At 69.6% G+C, this 19,868-nt stretch carries 17 protein-coding genes and 1 pseudogene; 7 read left to right on the top strand and 11 right to left on the bottom strand.

All coding sequences use genetic code 11. The features are described 5' to 3' along the window. Nucleotides 1-44: 44 nt before the first annotated feature. Nucleotides 45-332: pseudogene (locus tag OHA89_RS38670) on the bottom strand (HNH endonuclease); the annotation flags it as partial. Nucleotides 333-725: 393 nt separating this feature from the next. Here OHA89_RS38670 and OHA89_RS38665 point away from each other — a divergent pair. After that, the gene (locus OHA89_RS38665; RefSeq protein ID WP_406368231.1) at nucleotides 726-2,267 is read left to right on the top strand and encodes an alkaline phosphatase family protein; all 1,542 of its coding nucleotides are present in this window, start codon (nucleotides 726-728) and stop codon (nucleotides 2,265-2,267) included. A 252-nt stretch (nucleotides 2,268-2,519) separates the two neighbouring features. Here OHA89_RS38665 and OHA89_RS38660 read toward each other — a convergent pair whose 3' ends face one another. The 3 genes from OHA89_RS38660 to OHA89_RS38650 all read right to left on the bottom strand — a co-directional run bounded on the left by OHA89_RS38660 (nucleotide 2,520) and on the right by OHA89_RS38650 (nucleotide 4,736). Next, on the bottom strand, nucleotides 2,520-3,062 hold the full coding sequence (locus OHA89_RS38660; RefSeq protein ID WP_266616966.1) for a hypothetical protein: 543 nt from the start codon (nucleotides 3,060-3,062) through the stop codon (nucleotides 2,520-2,522). Between the two features lie 457 nt (nucleotides 3,063-3,519). Further along, a complete protein-coding gene (locus OHA89_RS38655; RefSeq protein WP_266616968.1) occupies nucleotides 3,520-3,717 on the bottom strand; it encodes a hypothetical protein in 198 nt (65 codons plus the stop codon). A 545-nt stretch (nucleotides 3,718-4,262) separates the two neighbouring features. Beyond that, nucleotides 4,263-4,736 carry a lamin tail domain-containing protein gene (locus tag OHA89_RS38650; RefSeq protein ID WP_406368228.1) on the bottom strand — a complete coding sequence of 158 codons (474 nt, stop codon included), beginning with the start codon at nucleotides 4,734-4,736 and terminating at the stop codon, nucleotides 4,263-4,265. A 439-nt stretch (nucleotides 4,737-5,175) separates the two neighbouring features. Here OHA89_RS38650 and OHA89_RS38645 point away from each other — a divergent pair, with 439 nt between their 5' ends. Then, nucleotides 5,176-5,607 (top strand): hypothetical protein, encoded by a 432-nt coding sequence (locus tag OHA89_RS38645; RefSeq protein WP_266616971.1) that lies wholly within the window; start codon nucleotides 5,176-5,178, stop codon nucleotides 5,605-5,607. Nucleotides 5,608-6,320: 713 nt separating this feature from the next. On the opposite strand, the gene OHA89_RS38640 is transcribed toward OHA89_RS38645, so the two are convergent. The 4 genes from OHA89_RS38640 to OHA89_RS38625 form a co-directional block, all read right to left on the bottom strand. Continuing rightward, nucleotides 6,321-7,721, bottom strand: coding sequence for a CARDB domain-containing protein (locus OHA89_RS38640; RefSeq protein ID WP_266616973.1), 1,401 nt, complete (start codon nucleotides 7,719-7,721; stop codon nucleotides 6,321-6,323). A 767-nt stretch (nucleotides 7,722-8,488) separates the two neighbouring features. Beyond that, nucleotides 8,489-8,764 carry an isoamylase early set domain-containing protein gene (locus OHA89_RS38635; protein ID WP_266616975.1) on the bottom strand — a complete coding sequence of 92 codons (276 nt, stop codon included), beginning with the start codon at nucleotides 8,762-8,764 and terminating at the stop codon, nucleotides 8,489-8,491. 385 nt (nucleotides 8,765-9,149) lie between these two features. Continuing rightward, nucleotides 9,150-9,425: a hypothetical protein gene (locus OHA89_RS38630; RefSeq protein ID WP_266616977.1), complete on the bottom strand. Its 276-nt coding sequence runs from the start codon at nucleotides 9,423-9,425 to the stop codon at nucleotides 9,150-9,152. Nucleotides 9,426-9,921: 496 nt separating this feature from the next. Beyond that, nucleotides 9,922-10,596 carry a hypothetical protein gene (locus OHA89_RS38625; protein WP_257552195.1) on the bottom strand — a complete coding sequence of 225 codons (675 nt, stop codon included), beginning with the start codon at nucleotides 10,594-10,596 and terminating at the stop codon, nucleotides 9,922-9,924. A 260-nt stretch (nucleotides 10,597-10,856) separates the two neighbouring features. Between OHA89_RS38625 and OHA89_RS38620 the strand changes: the two genes are divergently transcribed. Both OHA89_RS38620 and OHA89_RS38615 read left to right on the top strand, forming a co-directional pair. Next, a complete protein-coding gene (locus tag OHA89_RS38620; protein ID WP_406368761.1) occupies nucleotides 10,857-11,882 on the top strand; it encodes a S8 family serine peptidase in 1,026 nt (341 codons plus the stop codon). A gap of 126 nt (nucleotides 11,883-12,008) precedes the next feature. Continuing rightward, nucleotides 12,009-13,622 carry an IS1182 family transposase gene (locus OHA89_RS38615; protein ID WP_406368225.1) on the top strand — a complete coding sequence of 538 codons (1,614 nt, stop codon included), beginning with the start codon at nucleotides 12,009-12,011 and terminating at the stop codon, nucleotides 13,620-13,622. A 34-nt stretch (nucleotides 13,623-13,656) separates the two neighbouring features. Here OHA89_RS38615 and OHA89_RS38610 read toward each other — a convergent pair whose 3' ends face one another. Next, nucleotides 13,657-14,199, bottom strand: a complete 543-nt coding sequence (locus OHA89_RS38610; RefSeq protein WP_266616688.1) for a transcriptional regulator — start codon at nucleotides 14,197-14,199, stop codon at nucleotides 13,657-13,659. Nucleotides 14,200-14,256: 57 nt separating this feature from the next. Between OHA89_RS38610 and OHA89_RS38605 the strand changes: the two genes are divergently transcribed. Continuing rightward, nucleotides 14,257-15,162, top strand: a complete 906-nt coding sequence (locus OHA89_RS38605; RefSeq protein ID WP_257552198.1) for a S41 family peptidase — start codon at nucleotides 14,257-14,259, stop codon at nucleotides 15,160-15,162. A 220-nt stretch (nucleotides 15,163-15,382) separates the two neighbouring features. After that, nucleotides 15,383-15,553, top strand: coding sequence for a hypothetical protein (locus OHA89_RS38600; RefSeq protein ID WP_257552199.1), 171 nt, complete (start codon nucleotides 15,383-15,385; stop codon nucleotides 15,551-15,553). Nucleotides 15,554-16,156: 603 nt separating this feature from the next. Here OHA89_RS38600 and OHA89_RS38595 read toward each other — a convergent pair. Together OHA89_RS38595 and OHA89_RS38590 are read right to left on the bottom strand one after the other, a co-directional pair. Continuing rightward, nucleotides 16,157-18,820, bottom strand: a complete 2,664-nt coding sequence (locus tag OHA89_RS38595; RefSeq protein WP_266616691.1) for a tyrosinase family protein — start codon at nucleotides 18,818-18,820, stop codon at nucleotides 16,157-16,159. After that, nucleotides 18,817-19,197 (bottom strand): hypothetical protein, encoded by a 381-nt coding sequence (locus OHA89_RS38590; protein WP_266616693.1) that lies wholly within the window; start codon nucleotides 19,195-19,197, stop codon nucleotides 18,817-18,819. Before OHA89_RS38590 ends, OHA89_RS38595 begins: the two co-directional genes overlap by 4 nt. Before the next feature lie 192 nt (nucleotides 19,198-19,389). Here OHA89_RS38590 and OHA89_RS38585 point away from each other — a divergent pair, with 192 nt between their 5' ends. Continuing rightward, on the top strand, nucleotides 19,390-19,707 hold the full coding sequence (locus OHA89_RS38585; protein WP_257552203.1) for a hypothetical protein: 318 nt from the start codon (nucleotides 19,390-19,392) through the stop codon (nucleotides 19,705-19,707). The last annotated feature ends 161 nt before the right edge of the window (nucleotides 19,708-19,868 follow it).

Here is a 19,868-nt window from a genome sequence, read left to right as displayed (position 1 = left end):
GCCGTCACCCTCAGGGTGGCGGCCCTCGGCGCTGCGAGCCCTGCCTACGGGGCGGGGGTGAACTCCACTTCGGTGTCACCGCAGCCGGCCGCGATGTCGTACAGCCGGTCCTGCTCAGCCTCATCGACCGCCAGACCCCACCGCAGCTTCGTCGCCGTCCACTCCGCCCCGTACCGGCACAGCGCCTCCGGCGACGGCGGAAGCCACTGCGCCGGATCCTGATCCGCCTTCTGCCGATTCGAACGCGCCGTCACCGCCACCAGCGAGGACAGCTGGCCCAGGTCGTTCGCGTACGCCTCGCGCCGTTGTGCGGTCCACGAACTGGCGCCAGCTGGCGGGGAGCGTCATTCGAAACGCGCGGTATTGAGCGGCGGCTGGGGCCTGCTGAATGCCGGCCGTGCAGGGTCCGAGGCAAGCGCGGGGCCGCAGCGCCGCAACGTCTGGAGCTACGCGCGCCCTTGCGGGCAAGTCCCGCGCCTACAGGACCGACACCCATAAAGTGCATAGCCTGCACATATGGGTGCAATATGCGTAGTTCCTCGGCCTGTACCGGTGCGGACGTCGTCGGCCTGTAGCGGATTGATCTCCGTGTAGCGGCGGGAGCGGCCGGGTTTGTGTTGCGCCCGCCCCTGGTCCGGTGCGCGGGGCATGCCTGGTGTCGGGGCTTGGAGATGGGACCCGGTTCGGCGTCGGATCCGGCGCGGCGGGCTACTCGATTGCGGGTGATGGTTGTGGCGGTCGGGCCGGAGAACGCGCTGGACCATGTCGTGGTGCTGATGTTCGAGAACCGGTCGTTCGACAACCTGCTGGGCCGGTTGTACGAGCCGGGTGAGGTGGCCTCGTTCGAGGGGGTGCTGGGCAAGGAGCTGTCGAACCCGATCCCGGAGTGGGCCGAGGACGGCGCTGAGCGCGGCAGCGTGCCGTACGGCGTCGCCACGTCGATGAACACTCCGAGCCTGGATCCGGGCGAGGAGTACCCCCACATCAACACCCAGCTGTTCAACGTCCTCGGCCGGCCCGGTGCCAAGGGGTTCAGCGCGCCCTACAACGCGCCCGCGCCGGGTGCGGTGCCGACCATGGACGGGTTCGTCACCGACTACATCCACACCTGGTGGGCGGCCACCGGGCGCCAGCCGTTCTACCAGGAGTACCGGCAGATCATGGCCGGCTACACCCCCGCACAGGTGCCGGTCGTCTCGGCGCTTGCGAAGGGGTTCGCCGCCTTCGACCACTGGTTCTGCGACGTGCCGTCACAGACGTTCACCAACCGCTCCTTCTTCCACGCCGCCACCGCCTCCGGGCTGGTGGTGAACATGGGCGAGGGCGGCGACTTCCTGCGTCAGAACACGGCCGAGACGCTCTTCGACCGCCTGGACGCCGCGGGCCTGGACTGGCGGGTGTACTGCGACCCGCTGTCGCACTACTCCCTGACCGGACTCATCCACGCCGCACGGCTGCGGGAGAAGTTCGCCACCCACTTCTCCTCCACCACACGCTTCTTCGAAGACGCACAAGCCGGCGTACTGCCCCGGTACTCCTTCATCGAGCCGCAGATCATCGGCTGGGCGCACAACGACATGCACCCGCCGTTCTGGTCCTCGGCGCCCGGACTGGTGTGGGACCCGCCGTCCAGCGTGCTGGGCGGTGAGGACCTGCTCGCGCGCGTGTACGAGGCGGTTCGCTCGTCGTCGTCCGCGCAGGGGTCGAATCATCTGAACACGACGCTGCTGGTGACGTTCGACGAGCACGGCGGCACCTACGACCACGTACCGCCCGGCCCCGCGCCCGCGCCCACCGCGGGCGCCCCGGCCGGGCAGCTCGGCTTCCGCTTCGACCGCCTCGGCGTACGCGTCCCGACGATCGCCGTCTCGGCCTGGATCCCCGAGCGCACGGTCGTCACCCGGGGGCACTGGAACACCTCCGTACTGGCGACGCTGCGCGAGCGGTGGAATCTGGGGCCTCCGCTGACCGAGCGGGACGCGGCTGCGGCCACCTTCACCGACGTTTTCACTCTCGATGCTCCGCGCCCGCAGGAGGACTGGCCGGAGGTGAGCCCGCAGCCCGTACCCCCGCTGCACGAGTCACTGGTACCGCTGGACGCACCGCTCGGCAGCCACGCCAAGGCCCTCTTCGCGACCGCCTTCGCCCTCGGCGCCGAACTCGGGACGCCCGTGACAGCCATCGACCTGGAGCGGGCCACCGGCGCCGAGGCCATCGACGCCACGCACGGACTGTTCCGGAAGCTGTTCCCCGGAGTGCACGCGTGAACCTGCCCTCGACGCGCAGGCCGTCACTGACATCGACTACACCGGCGCCAGGGCCGTCCCGAGATCGCCGAGGACTTCCGTCACCGGGGAACCGGCTTCGCCAGCGCCCGGTTCTCCCTCGCCCGCCTCTCCCGCCACCTCACCCCACCGACCTCCGACTGACGGTCGGCGACCTGTTCGCCACCCACGACGAAGCCGTCCAAGCCCTCGCCGCACCCACACCGAAGCGGCTGCCAGTCCTGGCTGTGCTCGTCACCGGTCCCGACGGCCTGTGCTATCGATCGCCGTGGAAGTGCCGTCGGCACGCCGGTGGGGGGACCGGCCGGTGTGGGTGGGGGTGCCGTGGCAGCGGACGAGCTCTCGCGTGGCCCGGTGCAGGGCGAGCTCCATGGCGCGGGGTGTCGTCAGGGCGCCGCTTCCGTCGGGCGGTACAAGCCATCGCAGGTCTCCCCAGCGGCAGTGAGGGGCAGGGGCGGCGATCCATCCTCCCTGGGTGATGTGGCGGGTGCCGTCGCCGACCCAGGTGGCGTGAGGGTCGGGAGGCAGGAAGAAACCGACCTCACGCCGCCGTCCGTCAAGCAGTACAGGGCCGGGACCGACGCGAGGAAGGTCGTCGAGCATGTCCGCAGCGCGCAGGCCCAGGCACGCGGGAACGATCAGCACGTCCCATAGACGTCCGGCAGCTAAGAGATGGATGCCGGCGCCGCTGCGACGGCAGTCGCGCTCGTAAGCTTGCGGATCGTCGGCGGCGGTTGCCAGCCACTCCATTGCCTTCGTCCACTGTGTCAGCGCCATCACAAACCTCCTGTGTGGGCGGGCTTTGTGAGCCCGGTGGTCAACGTCGGGTCTGACCACCCTGGCGCTCTGCCGGAAGGCCGGGAAGGGAGGCGGGGGACGGTGCGTGATGTTTCGGCGCATTCAAGGGGCGGGCATCTGCCGAACGCACGCCCGGAACATGCATTCCACGGGAATTGCTCACTGAGCCACGGCCGACACCCCGACCAGCCCGATCTATCCGACCCCGGGTGCAGAAGAGCGGCCGGGCTGGTTCGGTGCAGTTCCCCTATCTGGCGGAGCTGCCCAACATTCGTGGTTTAGCCGCAACAGTCAGCTCTGGCCAGCGGACACGCTGTACATGTCCCCGACGGCTGAACACGGAACCGTTTCGCCCACCCGGCATCCCCCGATCGGCCGTGTCGTGGCGACCGGGGACAAAGCTGCTCGCGGGCGGCGGGTCGCCGGAGCGGTGCCGTCAGTCGTCCCCGGCGAGGATCAGGTCGGCTGCGTGGTGCGGGCAGGCAAGGGCGTGCCACATCACCGAAAGGAACTCCCCCTCGGCGCTGAGAGTCCGCGCTCCACCGGTGGTCGCGTTGGCCCGGCAAAAGCCGCAGAAGACGACCTGTGAAGGGAACAGGTCCGCCAGGGGGCGGGCTTGTGACGTGGGTTCCATCTACTGCTCCAGCAGTGCCGACACGGGCAAGACCTTCCAGCTTTACCCACCGACATCCCAGCGGTCACAGACATGCGGGGAGAAACCGTGGAAAAACAGCCCGGCAACAGCAGACCCCTGCACCTTCCCGTCAGACATGGCAGGACCCCGGGACAGGGGGGCGTCCCGGGGCCACGGTCGCGGCACCGCAAGAGGGGGGAGCGGTTGTGCATCTGACGCGACGATATGGATAAACGATTCAGCAGCCGCACGGTTACGGCAGCACCCAACCGGCCCCGCGCCATCACAGGCTGCGCAGGCCAGCCGCTGGAGGACTGTACGCCCTCCCCGAACCCAGCACGTCGGCCACAGTGTCGCCCAGGCGCAGCAGTGCGAAGCGTTGCGGGGTGGCGCCGGGCCCCTCGGTCGATGGCGGTGTTGGCGCTGATCTCCACCACCGGTTCCCGAACCACGAGGATGAGGTGAGGGGCTTGCGGCGGTCCCCCTTTAGGTGCGGTGCCGGCGGTCGCCCGCCGTCCAGGCGGCCGCCGACACCTTGACACCGGTCAGTGGTGGCGTCGGCCCCAGGACTCGGTGTCGACCGTGTGGCCGCGGTCGTCGCGCAGGGTGGCGGTGTCGGAGCGGTTGTCCCAGACGTAGTCGCGGCGGTCCTGGAAGAGGTCGGTGCGGGTGTCGTGGCCGTTGCCGGTGTGAATGCGGATGGTGGCGCGGCCGCCGATGCGGACGTTGTCGAAGCGGTAGCGGTTGCCATCGCTGTCACGCAGCGTCCAGCCGCGGAGGCTGATCGGGTTGCGGGTGGTGTTGGTGATCTCCACCCATTCCGCGTTCAGGGACCGGTTGGAGCGGTCGTCGCGTCCGGGGCTGTCGGCCTGGACCCGGCTGATCTCCACCCGCGGCCGCTGCTGGTTGTGACGGTCACCGTCGTGCGCGGCCGCCGGCAGCGCGGCGGCGGAGACGATCGCACCGGCGGCCAGGACGGTGGCGGCGATACGGCGTACGGAGGAAGAAGCAGAAGACATGGGTGACGCTCCCTCAAGAACAGTGCCTCACCAGGCGAAACAGGTGGCAGAGGCACTCTCGGAGACGGCCCGAAGTGAGCCGAGGGCCCCACTCTCGACCCGACACGACCCCCACGGCAGCCCCCGCCGACGCTGGTTACCGGACATGGACATATCCGTCACAGTCGCCTGCCGGATGCACGCATTCCGCCTGAACGTGCCCCTGACATTCACTGACCGCTACACCCACCCGTACCGCAAACCGGGCATCAGGGTCGGCGCGCTCCGGCCCACCACCGGGCGCACTCCTTCCCCGCCTCACCCGACCGGACCAGTCGATCAAGTAACAGCCGTTCTGCGGAATTCTTCGCCCGCAAGTCCGTGATCCGCACACGCTTCCCGCCCTGACGGCAGGCCTCACACCCCTCGCCCGGAACCGCGGAAGCCCGACGCCAGCCGGGTGCTGTCATCAGTCCCGCGCAGCCAGAAGGAACACCAAGGCCTTGGAGCGGGTGATCCCGAGCCCAGTCGCCACCGCCTCGGCGGACACGCCGCCGTCACACAGCGCACCGGCCGCCTCCCGCCCGACGCGGGCGGCGATCCGCTCCAGCATGCCGACGGCGCGCAGCGCGGCCAGCGGCGCGTCCTCGGCCGTGGCGGTCAGCTGCTCGGTGATCTCGACCAGGAGGGCGGCCAGCGGCTCGGGCAGCGGTACCGCCCTGTCGCGGACGAGGGACAGGTGCGCGTTCCAGTCCGCCAGCGGCCCGGTCAGGTCGACGTCCGCCTCTCACAACGGCCGGTCGCCGAGCGCGTCCCAGTCCAGCGGGCACTCAACGGCGCACACACCGCCCGGAGCGCCTCGGCGCGCGGGCGGCCGCCCCTGCCGTCGTAGGCCGACCAGTGCGTCCTAGAGGGCACGTCCGGGCCACTCCCGACATCGAAGTACACCGGCCCCGGCTCACTGCCGCCGACCAGGACTCCCGCCGCGCCCGCGTGCGCGTCCCCGAACTCCACCGTCCACCAGTCCCACCCCACCAGCGCACCCCGCTCCCACATCCCTGCCGACAGACCGGCCCGATCCCGCCTGCGACCCTGCCCCGCCCGCGCACGCGCCCACACCCGGAGGGGCCCAACAACCAGCGCAGTTGGATACCGGACCCCGCAACACGGCGCCGAGGGGGAGCGAGCCGCGGTTGCCGTCTCCGACGGACGGGCGCGGGTGTATGAGGGGGCGGGCCGGTGTTACGCAGGCCCGGCTCGCGGCCGCGTTGAAGACGCCGCAGACGGTGAAGAACCGGGAGAACGGCCGCTCCGAGCCAAAGAGCCCCGACCAGCCGGGGGTGGGCTGGCCGGGGGCATGCGGGCGAAGCCGCAGGGGCCCTCACTTCACAGCGGCCCCCCGACTCCAGCCGAACGATCCGCGCAGGCGCACACCCGCCACACCTGCCGGACACGCATCCCGGCGGACCACGCGTCCCGGCGCGGGAACCGCTCATGCGGTCGCGGACGGTAGTGCGGTAGCGGTAGGGCCCCGGGGCCCTACTCCCGGCCGTGCATTTCCGCAGGGGTGTGCCGGGAGTAGTTGTCGGCAGTGGTCCTCGAGGGCTATTCCTGGCCGGCGCAGGGGTCGCAGCAGGAGGGGGCCGGTTCGACGCAGACGCTGACGGTGTCGGTGTTGTTGGTGGTGTCGGGGTCCTTTTCGTTGCCGGTGGCGGTGGCGGTGTTGCCGATCAGGCCGGCCTTGGTGGCCTTGGCGCGCAGCACGAGGGTGGTGGTGGCGCCGTCGGCCAGGTCTCCCACGGTCCACCGCCCGGTGGCCGGGTCGTAGCTTCCGGGGCCGTCGGCGGAGAGGAAGGTGAGGCTGTCGGGGAGCTGGTCGGTGGCGGTGACGCCGGTGGCGTCGTTCGGGCCGGTGTTGTGGACGGTGATGCGGTAGGTCACCGTCTGGCCGACGGTGACGGTGGTGGCGTCGGCTGCCTTCGTCACGGTCAGGTCGGCGGCCGGCTTGACCTGTGTGACCTGCTCGTTGGAGGTGGACGTCAGGGGCTCCGGTGTGTCACCGAGCCGGTTCTCGTAGGAGGCGGTTGCGGTGTTGCTGATCTGCTTGCCACCGCTGGCCCGGTCGATGACCGCCCGGTACTCCACCGTCGTGCCTGCCGGCAGGGTCTCGGTGCTGGGCAGGCTGCCCCCTTCCACCGCGGAAGCGCCGTTGCCGAGATGGAAGACGACCCTGTTCGCCGGAGCGTCGTAGTACGCCTGGTCGTCTCCTTGCGCGTCGCTCTTCGCTCCGGCGTTCGGGCCGTCGACGATGCGCAGGGAGCCGGGCAGGTACGTCGTGCCCTGCGGGATCACGTCGGTCAGGATGAGGTTCTCGGCCCCGCCGCCGCCCTCGTTCTTCGCGGTGATGCGGTAGGTGACGACGTCGCCCACCTCCAGCGGCCCCGCAGGAATGGCGGTCTTGGCGAGTTCCACGTAGGGGGCGGTGCCGAAGAAGATGCCGTCGAGGAAGTTGCCGACGCCGCGGTTGCCGCCGGCGGCGGAGATGGATCGGAAGGCGAAGCGCGTCAGCGTCTGGCCTGCCGGGACGGTGTAGGTGCCGGTGTAGTAGCCCCAGGCGGTGTTGCCGTCGGTGAAACGCCTCTGCTCCACCGTGGAGCCCGGTGCGCCGATGTCCAGCGCCATGGTGTCGTCCCCCTGGCGGCCGCGGTGGTACAGCCGCCAGTACAGCTTCGTACCGGGGGTGGTCGGCAGGTCCTGGTAGAGCGTGGAGACCTCGTTGGCGTTGAGCTCGGCGAACTGGGCGCCGTCGGCCGCCGGCACTCCCTGGAAGCCCGAATGCCACAGCTCGATCTTGTGGTCGGAGGCGGTGGTGAGCCAGCCCGGGACCCACTTGGACGCCTGTGTCTGTGAGCCGTCCGGCAGGATTTCCACGCTGGTCACGGCGGGCTGTTCGAAACTGCCGTTGGCCAGGGCGACGCGGAGCGGAGCAGCGGGAGGCGTGGTCATGGTTCTTTCCCCTCGGGACGCTTCTGGAATGCGCCGCCGGCCGGCCGCACAGTGCGTGCCGTGGCGGAGCCTGAAACATCCCGTAGCGCACCGCATCCAAACGAACACGTAAAGTGACTAGCGGAGGGGTTTGGCCAATCCCGCGCGGCACGTTTGCGGAATCCGCCCCCACAACCACTCCCCCACGCCCGTCATGGACGAGGCCCAGGCAACCGCAGCCACCACACATGCCTCCCGGCCCTCTCCCACCCACCCCGTCATGGCCGAAAGTCCGCGCCGAACCCTTGCGGCCATCCCTCCTCGGAGTGAATCGACCACCGGCGAAGTTGACGCTCCATCGCCATGCCACGGCCGAGTAGGAGCTGCGCGGTGACCGGGGCTGAACGTCACGACGGCCTCATCACGCATCGTGGCCGTGAAGGCCGACATGCATCCGGGGAGCACGTCAGTGTCGTTGCCCGTCGATACCCGCATGCGGGCCCCGCGCTCGATACCGGCGCGCATCTCCCCATGGTCACCGCCACCACCGACAACACCGCCGACAGGAGCTCGGCGGGCCAGGGCCGGAACATGCGAAGGGGCCGTCACCTCTTGGCGGGTGACGGCCTCAGCCCGTCTGCGCCTGGTCTACGGAGCCGGGGTGAACTCCACGTCGGTGCCGCCGCAGTTGACGGGCTGTGGCCATCAGAGGGTGTTCTTCTGCCCTGGCCGGTGAGGTGTGGGAGGGGCGGACCGCTCGGGGTGGATCCGCCCCCGGGGATGGGGGATCAGGTGTGCAGCAGGCTGTTGGTGCCGTCGTGGCCGTCGGCGTGGTCCTCGTCGAACCAGTAGTCACCCGCCGCGAGGTAGCGGAAGGAGTGCACGCTCTTGACCGGCAGGCCGATGGTGACGGCGCGGTTGCCGTCACTGCGGGGCTCAAGGGTATGGGCGCCGGGCTTCCACTCGTTGAAGTCACCGACCACGCTCACCTGGCCGGGCGGGATGTCGGCGGGCAGGACGAAGGTGACCTGAGCACGGTCCTTGAGCAGCTTGCGTTCGAGCATGGCAGAGAGCTCCTGCAGACAGGGGGGCTGTTTCGGCTCATCCTGCGGCCCCGATCGCAGGCAGGCACCCGCACGCGGTCGCCCGGGGCAGCGGCTTCACCCGCCCGGCACTCCAACTATGTGGCGATGCCCTGCCTTCCGGCTCCGAGCGTCGGCAGGTGGGAGCCACCCGGCCGTCCCACCCGGTCCCAGAGCAAGGCCCCGGGACAGGGGGTGTCCCGGGGCCGCCAGCCGCGGCACCGCAAGGGGGGGGAGCGGTAGTGCATCTGACGCGACGATGTGGATAAACGATTCAGCAGCTGCCCGGTTACGGCCGCATCCCACCCGCCCGCGCCATCGCGGTGCGGGAGGCCATGGCCGACAGCGGGGCTTGCCCAGGGTCGCCTTACTGGGTATCGCGCAGTCCCACGATTTCGACCTCTTCCTGAATCCTCGCGATGCCCCTCTCCACCCGGCCGACGACACTCCTGGCCACGAAGGCCGGGCCTGCCTCATCCGCCTCTACCCCATCCCCCGCGGGCACGGCCTGGCCGAGCCGGCCGACCTCATTGGCCACACCGGACGACACCAAAGAGTCATCCGCGTGAGCAGGAACAGCCGTCAGGGCGAAGGCGCCGACAGCAAGCGCCACCGACGTGAGCAAGGTGCGTGTGTTGGTCATGCCTTGCCAACGAGAGTAGCCACCCGGGGTGATGGGGCTCGAGAAATCTCCCCACCCCGCGCTCGGGGGTGGGACAGACCTGCTCACCCAAGATCCCCACCCCCTGGGCGCTGACCTGCGGTCGGGCGCCACAGCGGAGGGGCCGCCCGATAGCCAGCCAGGTCCAGGGGGGCGAGCTGTCCAGGCTGGGCGCAGCCCAGCGCGCAGCGCCGCCGCAGGCGCCCTTGACCGCTCGGCACGGCCCGCACACTCCACGATCGGGCGGCCCCGATCCCCCTTGCCGGCAGCAACCCACTGGGGAACGAAGAGCGGCCCTGGGGAAAATTCGAGGTCCGCATCACCGTCGGCGTTACGGCCTGGCCCGGCGCCCAGCCAGACGTCTTGGCCCGACGGGGCTGGTCTCCGCACTGGGCGGAGCTCCAGCGGGCTCTGCTGCGGCAGGAGCCCCTCGCGGGGGCTCGGCGGCGGAGAGGGGGCCGGCCTGGTAGGCCGCCCGCTACTTCCAGGTGAGGGGCTTGCCGTCACTCAGGTTGTTGTAGGGCTTGCCCCAGTACTGGGCGCCGGCCACCTTCGTCTGCGCGGACGGGGCCAGCGCGATCGCGCAGCCGTTCTGGGTCTGTCCGTTGGTGAAGCCCTTCGGCAGCGAATCGCCCTTGCACTTCTCGAACTTGCCGATGACCGAGACGCCCTGGGCCTCGCTGCCGTCCGGGAGCAGGCCCTTGATGTGGCCCACGGTGGAGAACGACAGGTCCGTGGTGCCGACGTTCTTGACCGTGTAGCGGACGTAGTAGGGGATCATCCCCTTCACCTTGTCGCCGAGGTTGAGCGACTCCAGGTCGGCGGGGTTGCCCTGCTCGATGGTGGTGACCGTCAGGTCGATGGTGCCGCCCTTGTTGTTGCCGTAGTCGAACGGGACCGTGGCGGTCTCTCCGAGCTTGAAGGCCTGGCCGGACTTCGCCGTGCCCGCCGCCCCGGCGGGGGCCTCGCCGCCGCCGGTCGAGGGGCTGGCCGCCGCGCTGGGACTGGCCGGGGCGCCGCCCGGAGCGGAGGAGGTCGGCTGGGCCGGGGACAGCTCCTCGTTGCCGTTCTTGCATCCGGTCAGGGCCATGGTGCCGGCGACCGCGACAGCGACCGCGACCAGGGTGTTCTTGCGCATGCTGATGGTGCTCACTCTTCTACTCCCCCATGACTGTGCATCAACAATGTGACGCCTGTGGACTCTTGATAAGCGATGAATAAGTGCGCGATCCAGCTCAGAGGCCTTCGGCGACAGTCCTGTGACATGCCCAAGACAGCCGCGGAACAGTCGATACCCGTTTGCCGCAGTCAGGAGCGCAGGCGCAGGCCCCTCGGGATGGCCGTCGACATGGGTCGTGGCGGAAGGCGGCGGGTGTCATCGTCGCAGCGTTGGCGGTCAGCGCAGGCACGGTGATGCCGGCGGCCGCCGATACCGACCCGCGGGGCCACCTCAAGATCATGAAAGCCCAGGAGATGTGGAAGGTTGCAGACGGCACCGGCATCACGGTGGCCGTCATCGACAGTGGCGTCAAACTTGTCCCAGGCTTGAGGAGCGAGTCCGTCCTTCCAGGCGTGTCATTCATGGAACCACCGCTCGAACACCCGGATCAGCAGTACCCGCCGCACGAGGATTTCGTCGGGCACAGGACCACCATGACCGCAGCGATCGTCGGCGACGGCTCGGCAGGCGGCCCACAGGGCCTCGCTCCCGGCGCCAAGGTCATGCCCATCCGCACCAGCATCGGCACACCCATGGCTTTCGGCGCGATCGGCGAATCCGCCCAGGGAGTTCGGTACGCGGCCGACAACGGCGCCAAGATCATCAACCTGTCCATCGGCGGTTGTTGGTCGCTGGACAAGATCAGGTCGGCTGTCGAGTACGCCCAGAGCAAGGGCGTGCTCGTCTTCGTCGCCATGGGAAATGAGGGGGACGGCAATAAGTCCGCCAACCCCATCGCCGCCCTGCCGGGAGTCTTCGGCGTAGGAGCCGTCGACCTCACTGGTGAACCCCTGCCGTCGTCCTCCTACGGACACGCCACGGACCTGGCCGCCTTCGGTAGCAAAGTCCAGCTCCGCTGCACCGACAACAAGGGCTGGTGCGTGGGAGACGGAGGCACCTCGTACGCCACCAGTCTGGCCTCCGCCTCCGCCGCGCTCGTCTGGTCGGCACACCCCGACTGGACCGCAAACCAGGTGGCCCGTGTCCTCATCCAGACCGCCGGCGCCCACGTCGACGGCTCCAAGCGCAATGACTGGGTCGGCTACGGAATCGTCCGCCCCCGCATGGTGCTACTCGACCGCGCGGGAGACCCGGGGGCCCCTGACACCGACCCCCTGGCCAGCCCGGCCCCCGCGCAGACCCCCACCCCTAACTTGACTCTGTCGGGGATCTTGGAGTTTCGCGGTGCGGCAGCGTGGTCAACGGGCATGCTCGGGTAGTTCCGATGACCGATGCAGCTGTTGAGGTGCCCGTTGTCCCTCCGCCCGCGTTCCGGTGAGCAGGTCCCGCCTCTGACTGCGCAGGTCGCGCGGGCGAGCAACCCCGGCGGCACGACGGCGATATGGGTGAGAGACCGGCTGGACGGGCTGTGGCACGACGAGGACTTCGCCGACTGGTACCCGCGTGACGGGCGTCCGGGTCTCTCTCCTGCTCAACTGGCTACCGTCTGTGTGCTGCAGTTCCTGCTCGGCCTGTCGGACCGGCAGGCCGCTGAGGCGGTCCGTTGCCGCATCGACTTCAAGTACGCGATGGCCATGGAGCTGGACGACCCCGGGTTCCACCACAGTGTGCTGGCCGATTTCCGCGATCGTCTTGCCGAAGGCGACCGTGCTGACCGCCTCCTCGACCTCGCGCTGGCCCGCCTCAAGGAGGTCGGCTTGGTGCGTGAGCGCACCACCCAGCGCACCGACTCCACCCATGTCCTGGCCGCGGTGCGCGACCTGACCCGCCTGGAGCTGATCACCGAAGCGGTCCGCGCCGCACTGGAAGAAGTCGCCGGCACCTCCCCTCACCTGCTGGACGAGCTGGTCGATGAGGACTGGGGGCGCCACTACGGCCGACCGGTCCGCCTGGGCAAGAACCCCAGCAAGCCCAAAACCAGGATCCTTGCCACCGGAAACGACGCCGTCCGGCTCCTGGAACACCTCTACCAGCACGGCACAGACCGCACGTCCGGCCCTCGTATCGAGGCCCTGCGCCAGATCATGGTGCAGAACTACCACCGTGACGCCGCAGGACACCTGCGCTGGCGCGCCGCCGAGAAGGAAGGCGGGACCGGACTGCCACCCTCGTCCCGGGCGGTCGTCTCGCCCTACGACACCTCGGCCCGCTACGCACGGCACGGACACATCATCAGCTGGAAGGGGTTCTCCGCTCACCTGACCGAGACCTGTGCTCCCGACGGCCCCAACGTGATCACGGACGTGGCCACCACCGCGGCCACCACCCACGACAGCCAGGTCCTGCCCGGCATCCACACCCGCCTCTCCCGCCGCGGACTCCTGCCCGCCGAGCACCTGGTCGACGCCGGCTACACCTCCCTGCCCCACCTGGAACAAGCCACCCGTGAACACCAGGTCACCGTCTCCGGACCACTCCGGAGCAACCCCACCCGGCAACACCGCCGGGACGAGGGCTTCGCCCGGGACGACTTCCACACCGACTACGACCGCCAGCAGGTCACCTGCCCCCAGGGCCAGGTCAGCCAGGGCTGGCACGGCCCCTACCCGACGTCCTCGCCCACCGCGGCCCCGCTGATCGTGGCCAGGTTCACCAAAAGCCAGTGCCAGCCCTGCCCGGCCCGCACCCAGTGCACCACCTCCCGCGAAAGCACCCGCACCGTGGGCTTCCCCCCACGAGAACTCCGCGACCTGCAACTCCGCGTCCGCACCGAGCAACAGACACCCGAGTGGAAGACCCGCTACGCGGTCCGCTCCGGAGTGGAGGGCACGGTTAACGAGTTCGCCCACGGATACGGCATGCGACGCTGCCGCTATCGAGGACAGGGAAAGGCCCACATCCAGCACGTCCTGACAGCCATCGCCGTCAACATCGAACGCCTCAGCGGCCTGCCACCAACCGAGGAAGCCCCCACGCCCCGCCGACCGACTGCCTTCCAGAACTACCTCGACCAGCGCGAGATACCCCGGCCGAAGTCCTGGCGAACCCTGGGCAGCTGACCTCAGCGGCCCCAAGATCCCCGACAGAGTCAAGCTAGGCGGAACTGGTGCTGCTGGTCGGCAGGGCCTGCTGATAGAGCGCCACCAACACACCGTGCAGGGGCTGGTCCTCTGTATCTTCCTCGGCCTCGTCGACCAGTTTGGCGAGGGCCTCGCCGAGTTCTCTTGCCTTCGCGGGGCTGAGACGCAGGTGGCGCAGTGTCAGGTGGGTCTCGACGGGAGAGAGGTCCAGCTCCTGGGCGAACGCGGTGAGCATCGCGGCGGTGCCTGCCGCCTGGGGTTGGGCGACGACCATGTGGCGGGCCGTGCGCTGGTAGTACTGCTCCGTGCCGCCGCGGACCTGGCGGGTCTCGGCGACGTGGATCAGCCCGGCATCGCGGAGCACTTTGAGATGGTGGGCCACGTTGCCCTTCTTCGCTTCGAGCTGCGCCGCAAGCTGCCCGATGGTGGCAGGCCGGTGGCCCAGGGCGAAGAGCAACCGCTGACGCAACGGGTGGGCGAGCGCCGCGAACTGCTCAGGCGTACCGATCTCCAGAACATCCTCAGGAGGTGGCGGGTGGGAAGGCTGATCACGCATACCGAAAGTGTCTAAATTCTTTGACGCTTTCGCAAGGGTGGTGATCTACTCACTGCCATGACGACTCTGACGAAGCTTCAGCCCGCCCCTGTCATCGATGAGACAGCCCGGCTGCTGACCGAGAACTACGTCTTCCCCGAGATAGCCGAGCAGCTCGCCGGCCTGCTTCAACGACGCCTCGCCGAGGGCGCCTACGACGTCGACGACGCCGAGGAGCTCGCCCGTCTGGTCACCGCGGACCTGCAGTCCGTCAACGGCGACCGACACCTGAGACTGAAGCACCACGCCGACCCGGTGTCCCCGAAGCAGGGGGCGGCCACCCTGGACGCCATGCGCCGGGACTTCGACACCTCGCTGGGCGGTGCGCCCCGGATGCACTTGCTCGACGGAGGGGTCGCCGTGCTGGAGCTGGCACCAATGCTGTTTCCGCTGGAGTGGGCCGCCGAACCGCTGGGCGCCGCGCTCACCCTGGCCTCCCGCGCCCAGGCACTGATCGTGGACCTTCGCGCCAACCGGGGCGGCGACCCGGACACGGTCGCCTTCGTCTGCAGCTACCTCCTGGACAAGCGCACCCACCTCAACACCATGCACTGGCGCAGCGGCGAGCGCAGCGAGCAGTCCTGGAGCCTGCCGCACGTTCCCGGCGCGCGCTTCGGCGGCATCAAGCCGTTGTACGTGCTCTCCAGCGACACCACCTTCTCTGCCGCTGAAGAGCTGGCGTACAACCTCCAGCAACTCGGCCGCGCCGTGATCGTCGGCGAGCCCACCCGCGGCGGCGCACACCCGTGCAAGGGCTGGACGGTGCACCCGCACCTGGAAGCCACCGTCCCCGTCGGCCGCGCCATCAACCCCGTCTCCAGCACGAACTGGGAGGGCACCGGTGTGCAGCCGGACATCCCTTGCGCTGCTGCTGACTCCCTCGACCGCGCTCACGCGCTGGCCGTCGCCCGACTGGCAGGCTGACCCAGTCCAGGTCATCGACAGCACTGAACGCAGCGCCTCCCCCTATCCACGTCGGCGGCTGACTTCGGCGGCGGAGGCCCCGGTCTCCGCCATCCCCCGCGTGCTCACCCCAAACGACTAGGTTCACTGTCATAAAAGCCGAAAGGGCCGGGTTCGCTGCCAAACGCCTAGATTGGCTTGCACCGACCCGGAACGCAGCAGGTCCGGATGTCGACGACCAGTGAAACTACACAGCACCCAACGCCTCTTCGACGCCCAACAGCAAGGCGTCGGCGATCCGGAACTCCGGGCGCCGCCGAAGGTCTCCAGGACATCTACTTCAGAGACGGCGGCACCCGGCCACCTCGAAGTCGAATTCACCGACATCGACTACATCGACGTGTCGTTCTAGGCGGTCACGTCCACACCGCCGCCGTCGTCGTTTCCTGTCCCGGGGCTGGTCAGCTGGCCGGCGAGAAGGCGAGGTTCGCGTTCGGGCAGGCGGCCGCGTACCGGAGCAGCGCCTCCCGCTCGGTCTGGTCACAGACACAGGCGGCACCCGAAGTGCCAGGGGAGGAACCAGACCTTCCCGTGCGACCTGCCGGGCGAGGATGTCGCCGTCGATGTACGGATCTCCGGGGTCTTCCGTGAACGCTGTCAGGTTCCGTTCCGCCGTTGCGGGTGCGACACGGAGGTCCTCCATGCCCGTCCCTCACTACCGGCCTGGCGGCCGCCCAGCCCACCTGCCTCGGCCTGCCAGCCACCATCACCGGTCCGGCACGATCACCAGCAACGACGTCAAGGAGCAGCGCTCATCCCCGACGCGCCTTCCGGCAAAAGCAGGTAGCGGTGCTGCGGCAACTGTTCGGCCTGCCGTGGCTGTGCCACACCGCGTACGGGACCGACCACTGGGCGGCGCGGCGGCTGAACTTGGAGCGGGAGCTCGCGGAGCTGACATGCCTGAACCGCGGCATGTGTGCCGCGGTTCAGGCTGTCTGCTACCGTCTCGCGGTCTTCAGTCGTTGCCGTCGACGTCGGTCCCCACCACAGGGGCGGGCGGATGGTCCCCACCCACCAGTACGGCGATGCCGAGCCGTTGCTGCCTCGCGAACCGCGTCCGGCCGAAGGTATGCCCGCGGGCCGTGATCCGGGCTTGCCAGACGCCTGCCATGGTGGCCGTGAGATCACCCCTGAAGGCGCCCGGCACCTCCTCGTCGAGCGGCACGGTCACGACGACACCGTCGGGGCGCCGTACCTCCGCCTCCACGTCGGCACGGCCTTCGACCGGTCGCCCGAACTCGGCCAGAACGGCGTCGAACCGGATGGTGGCGCCCGGTTCCATGCTCGGCTGGGTGACCCGCGAGTTGAGGCGCAGATTGCTCCACGCGGTGACGACGATGCTGTAGCGCGGGCCGTGAGCGGTCAACCGGTCCAGTTCGGCGCCGCGCGCCGGATCTCCTTCCGCCGCAGTCCTGAGTTTGGCGGTCTCCTCGCGGAGGACTCGCTCATCGGCCTTGAGACCCACCTGCCACGTCCCGCTGTGAGCGCCGACCCCGGCGGGGAACGGCAGCCGGAAGCGACAGAAGATCATGTTCGTGGTGCGTCTGACGGTGGCGCCGAGGGCGGTGAGTTCGGACTCCGTGAGGACCCGCCCCGCCGGTGTCTCCAGCTCGAGCGAGACCGATGGCACGTCCAGCGACAGAATGACGGTCGCCTCGATGTCCGTCTCGTTGAGCTGGAAGGGGACCCGGACCTCCTCCTCCGGGGTGACGACCCCGGAAGCCTCGGCCACCACGTCTTCGTCGGCGGCCGAGGCGAGGACGTGTTGGATGTAGGTGGACAGCCGGAAGAACCCTTCGGCGTCGGTACCTGGGGTATCGGTGAGCAGCAGCCGGCCACCGGTCCCGTTCGCCAGCCTGGTGAGCGCAGGGGCGCTGACCAGGTTCGCGGCCCCCGCGACGACGGCGAAGGTCCGCGTGGTGATCGTCCCGCCGACCTCGTCCAGGAACTTCGGCTGGTTCTCCAGCCCGTCGGTTACCACGACCAGCGCACGGCTCGTGAAGGCGCGGCCGTTCGCGTTCATGGTCTGCTGGGCGGCCACCAGCCCGTCCCCGAGGGAGGTGTCCCCGCCAGGCTCCACGGCGTTGACCGCCGCCAGGACGTCGGCGCGCTGACTCAGGGCGGGTGCGAATGGCGACAGTTTCACCTCGGGGTGCGCTTCTTGGTCGAAGGTCACCACCCCGGCCCCGCTGTCGTCCCGGATGAGCTCGGCGCCTCGCGTGACCGCCTCGCGCACCATCTGCATGTGGCTGAGGCCGTTGCTCGTGGGCTGGGCCATGCTGAGGGACTTGTCCAGGGCGAACACCACTCCGGTGGTCTCCCGTTGGACGGTGTTGCCTGTGAGGATGAAGTCGAAGACTTCCCCCGTCTCCACGCAGCGGATCTTCACCGCGCCGGCGGTCGCAGCCCCTGGCGTCGCCGCACCGGTGAAGGCGAGCCAGACTCGTACCAGGTCGAAGGGGGCGTTGTCCGCGACCGGCGTGTGCGTCACCCTCCCCCCACGGGAGCTGAGCCCGTACGGCGCGGCCGGTCCGCTGCCCGACACGACCTCCAGGTGGACGGGCGCGCCGGCCCGGATCCGGAAGACCGCCGGCCGCCAGACGGTTTCCAGGGTCGGCACGTCCTGGAAGTGCACCGTCGGGGAGACCTGCTCGACCAGCGGCGGGTCGGTGTCGTAGATGAAGCCGAGGGTGCGCCGGTAGTCGAGGGACCGCGCGGGGGTTGCGTCGGTCGTGACGAGGTGCCCCATCGTGTCGCCGAGGTTGTGCCCGATGGGGCCACCGCTCGCCGGAAGGTAGGGGGCCGTGGGGTGAGTGTGCTGCCAGCGGGCCCACAGGCGGTCGGCATTGCAGTGGTGCAGGAAGAAGACGGGGTCGTTGGGCGAGGTTCCGGGACCCATGTCCCCACCGACCCAGATGTGCACGCGGTTGTGCATCTGGGAGCCGAGTTCGGCGGCGGGTACGCCTTCCGGGGGGACGATCCGTTCCCAGCCTTCCAGACGGTTCCGGAAGCTGCCCTGGCTGGCTGGCGACCAAGGGGCGGTGTCGTAGACGCCCCAGTTCACGAGCATGTTCTCCACCTGGGCCGCCGTCGGAAACAACGGCTTGTTCCGCGCCGCCGGGCCGCCCGTACTGCCCAACGCTCGGAGGATGCCCTGCCGGGGGACGAGCCCACCGGTCTCCAGATCCTCGATCAGAGCCATCCAGTGCTTGAACGGCCCCGTCGTCACCTCGCCGTTCGGGCCGTCGCCGTCGCCACCCACGTACACCGGGCCCGCGCTCGGGTCGGTGTTCCACAGAGCGGCCGCCGCGGGAGCGACCGCGTCCCCCGCCTCGTCCCAGTAGGGGAGAGTGACGTTCTTCTTCTTGGCCTGGAGCAGCAGCTCCAGTTCCCGACAGAAGTACCGGTGCCAAGGCAGGAACGCCGGGCCCCTGTGCGCGACATTGCGGACGCCCGGATTCACCGTCTCCCCCGACAGGGGAGTCGCCTCCATCATCGCGTGGTGGTGGCGCTCGATGAATTCGTCGTAGCTGCCGTCGGCCTTGATCGCGTTGAGCGCGTCCTGGAAGTCGGCGAGTTCCTGCGGGGTCAGGTTGTAGATGTTCCTTCGGATGTTCATCGGGCGCCGCCCCCTCCGGAGTGGTTGTGATCGCCGTGGCCCCCGCCGTGATCGTGACCGCCGCCCCCATGGTCGTGACCGCCGTGATCGTGACCGCCACCGCCGTGGCCCGCGCACGTGCGGGCCCCGCCGCGCAGCACCCACGTCTTCCCCTGTGTCTCCAGGAGCGAGTCCACGAGGTCGTCGATGGTGCGGAACCCGGTGAACATGTTGGCGAGCTGGCTGTGGTACTCACCGTCGAGGAAGATGACGTCGACGGGCAGGCCGTCCAACCGGAGGTCGACGCCACCGCTCGCTGCCTCCCCGATCTGGACGTCCACCCCCCGGCTCTTGTAGCGGCGGCTTTCCAGCCGCCCTGCATCACTGTTCGAGGGCACGGGGGACTCTCCTTTGTCGGCCGTACGGCCGTTGACGGGGACACGCTCCGCAACTGTCACCATGTGTGACCATTGGTGACACATTGTTATGGCGCACCGTCGGGCGTACAGGGATTCACCCGAGCGCGCGGTGGAGGGTGTTCCAGTCGGCACGATCGGCAGAGCGGGACCGCCGACGCCCACCAGTTCGGCATGCTGCTCACCGGCAACGCCCGCGTCGACGCTCCAGCCGGTCATGCTCGCGCGGCACGCGAGCCGCGGGCCAGGCGTCTCGAGTTCGCCATGGCGCCAGCCCTGAACGCCCGGATGTTCGGCGTCGCGGCCGCCGCTCCCACCCTGGGGGCGGCCACGACCCCGACCGCCGCGTTCAACATCGTCAACACTTGCGGCCCCAGGCTGGGCGGCGTCGTCAGCAACGCGGGCCTGGGCTGCGCGGCGACGGCCGGGACCGGCGCCGCCATGGCCATGGCCACCCTCTCGCTCCGCCTCCACCAGCACGTGAGCGCATAGTCGAAGACGCCGACCCCGGACCGCAGCCCCGCCTGGACGAAGTAGCCAGGGCTCGGCTGGGGTCCAGGCGCGCCCGGAGGCTCAAGCCCCAGGCGCTCCAGGCTCGCGCGCAGCCCAGGTCAGCGCCGCCACGTCCCGGCCGTCCCCCGCGGGACGCCGAG

The sequence above is a fragment of the Streptomyces sp. NBC_01546 genome (assembly GCF_045208355.1).
Taxonomy (GTDB): domain Bacteria; phylum Actinomycetota; class Actinomycetes; order Streptomycetales; family Streptomycetaceae; genus Streptomyces.
Note: the sequence above shows the minus strand (reverse complement) of the source record. Positions and strands in the feature narration are given on the sequence as shown.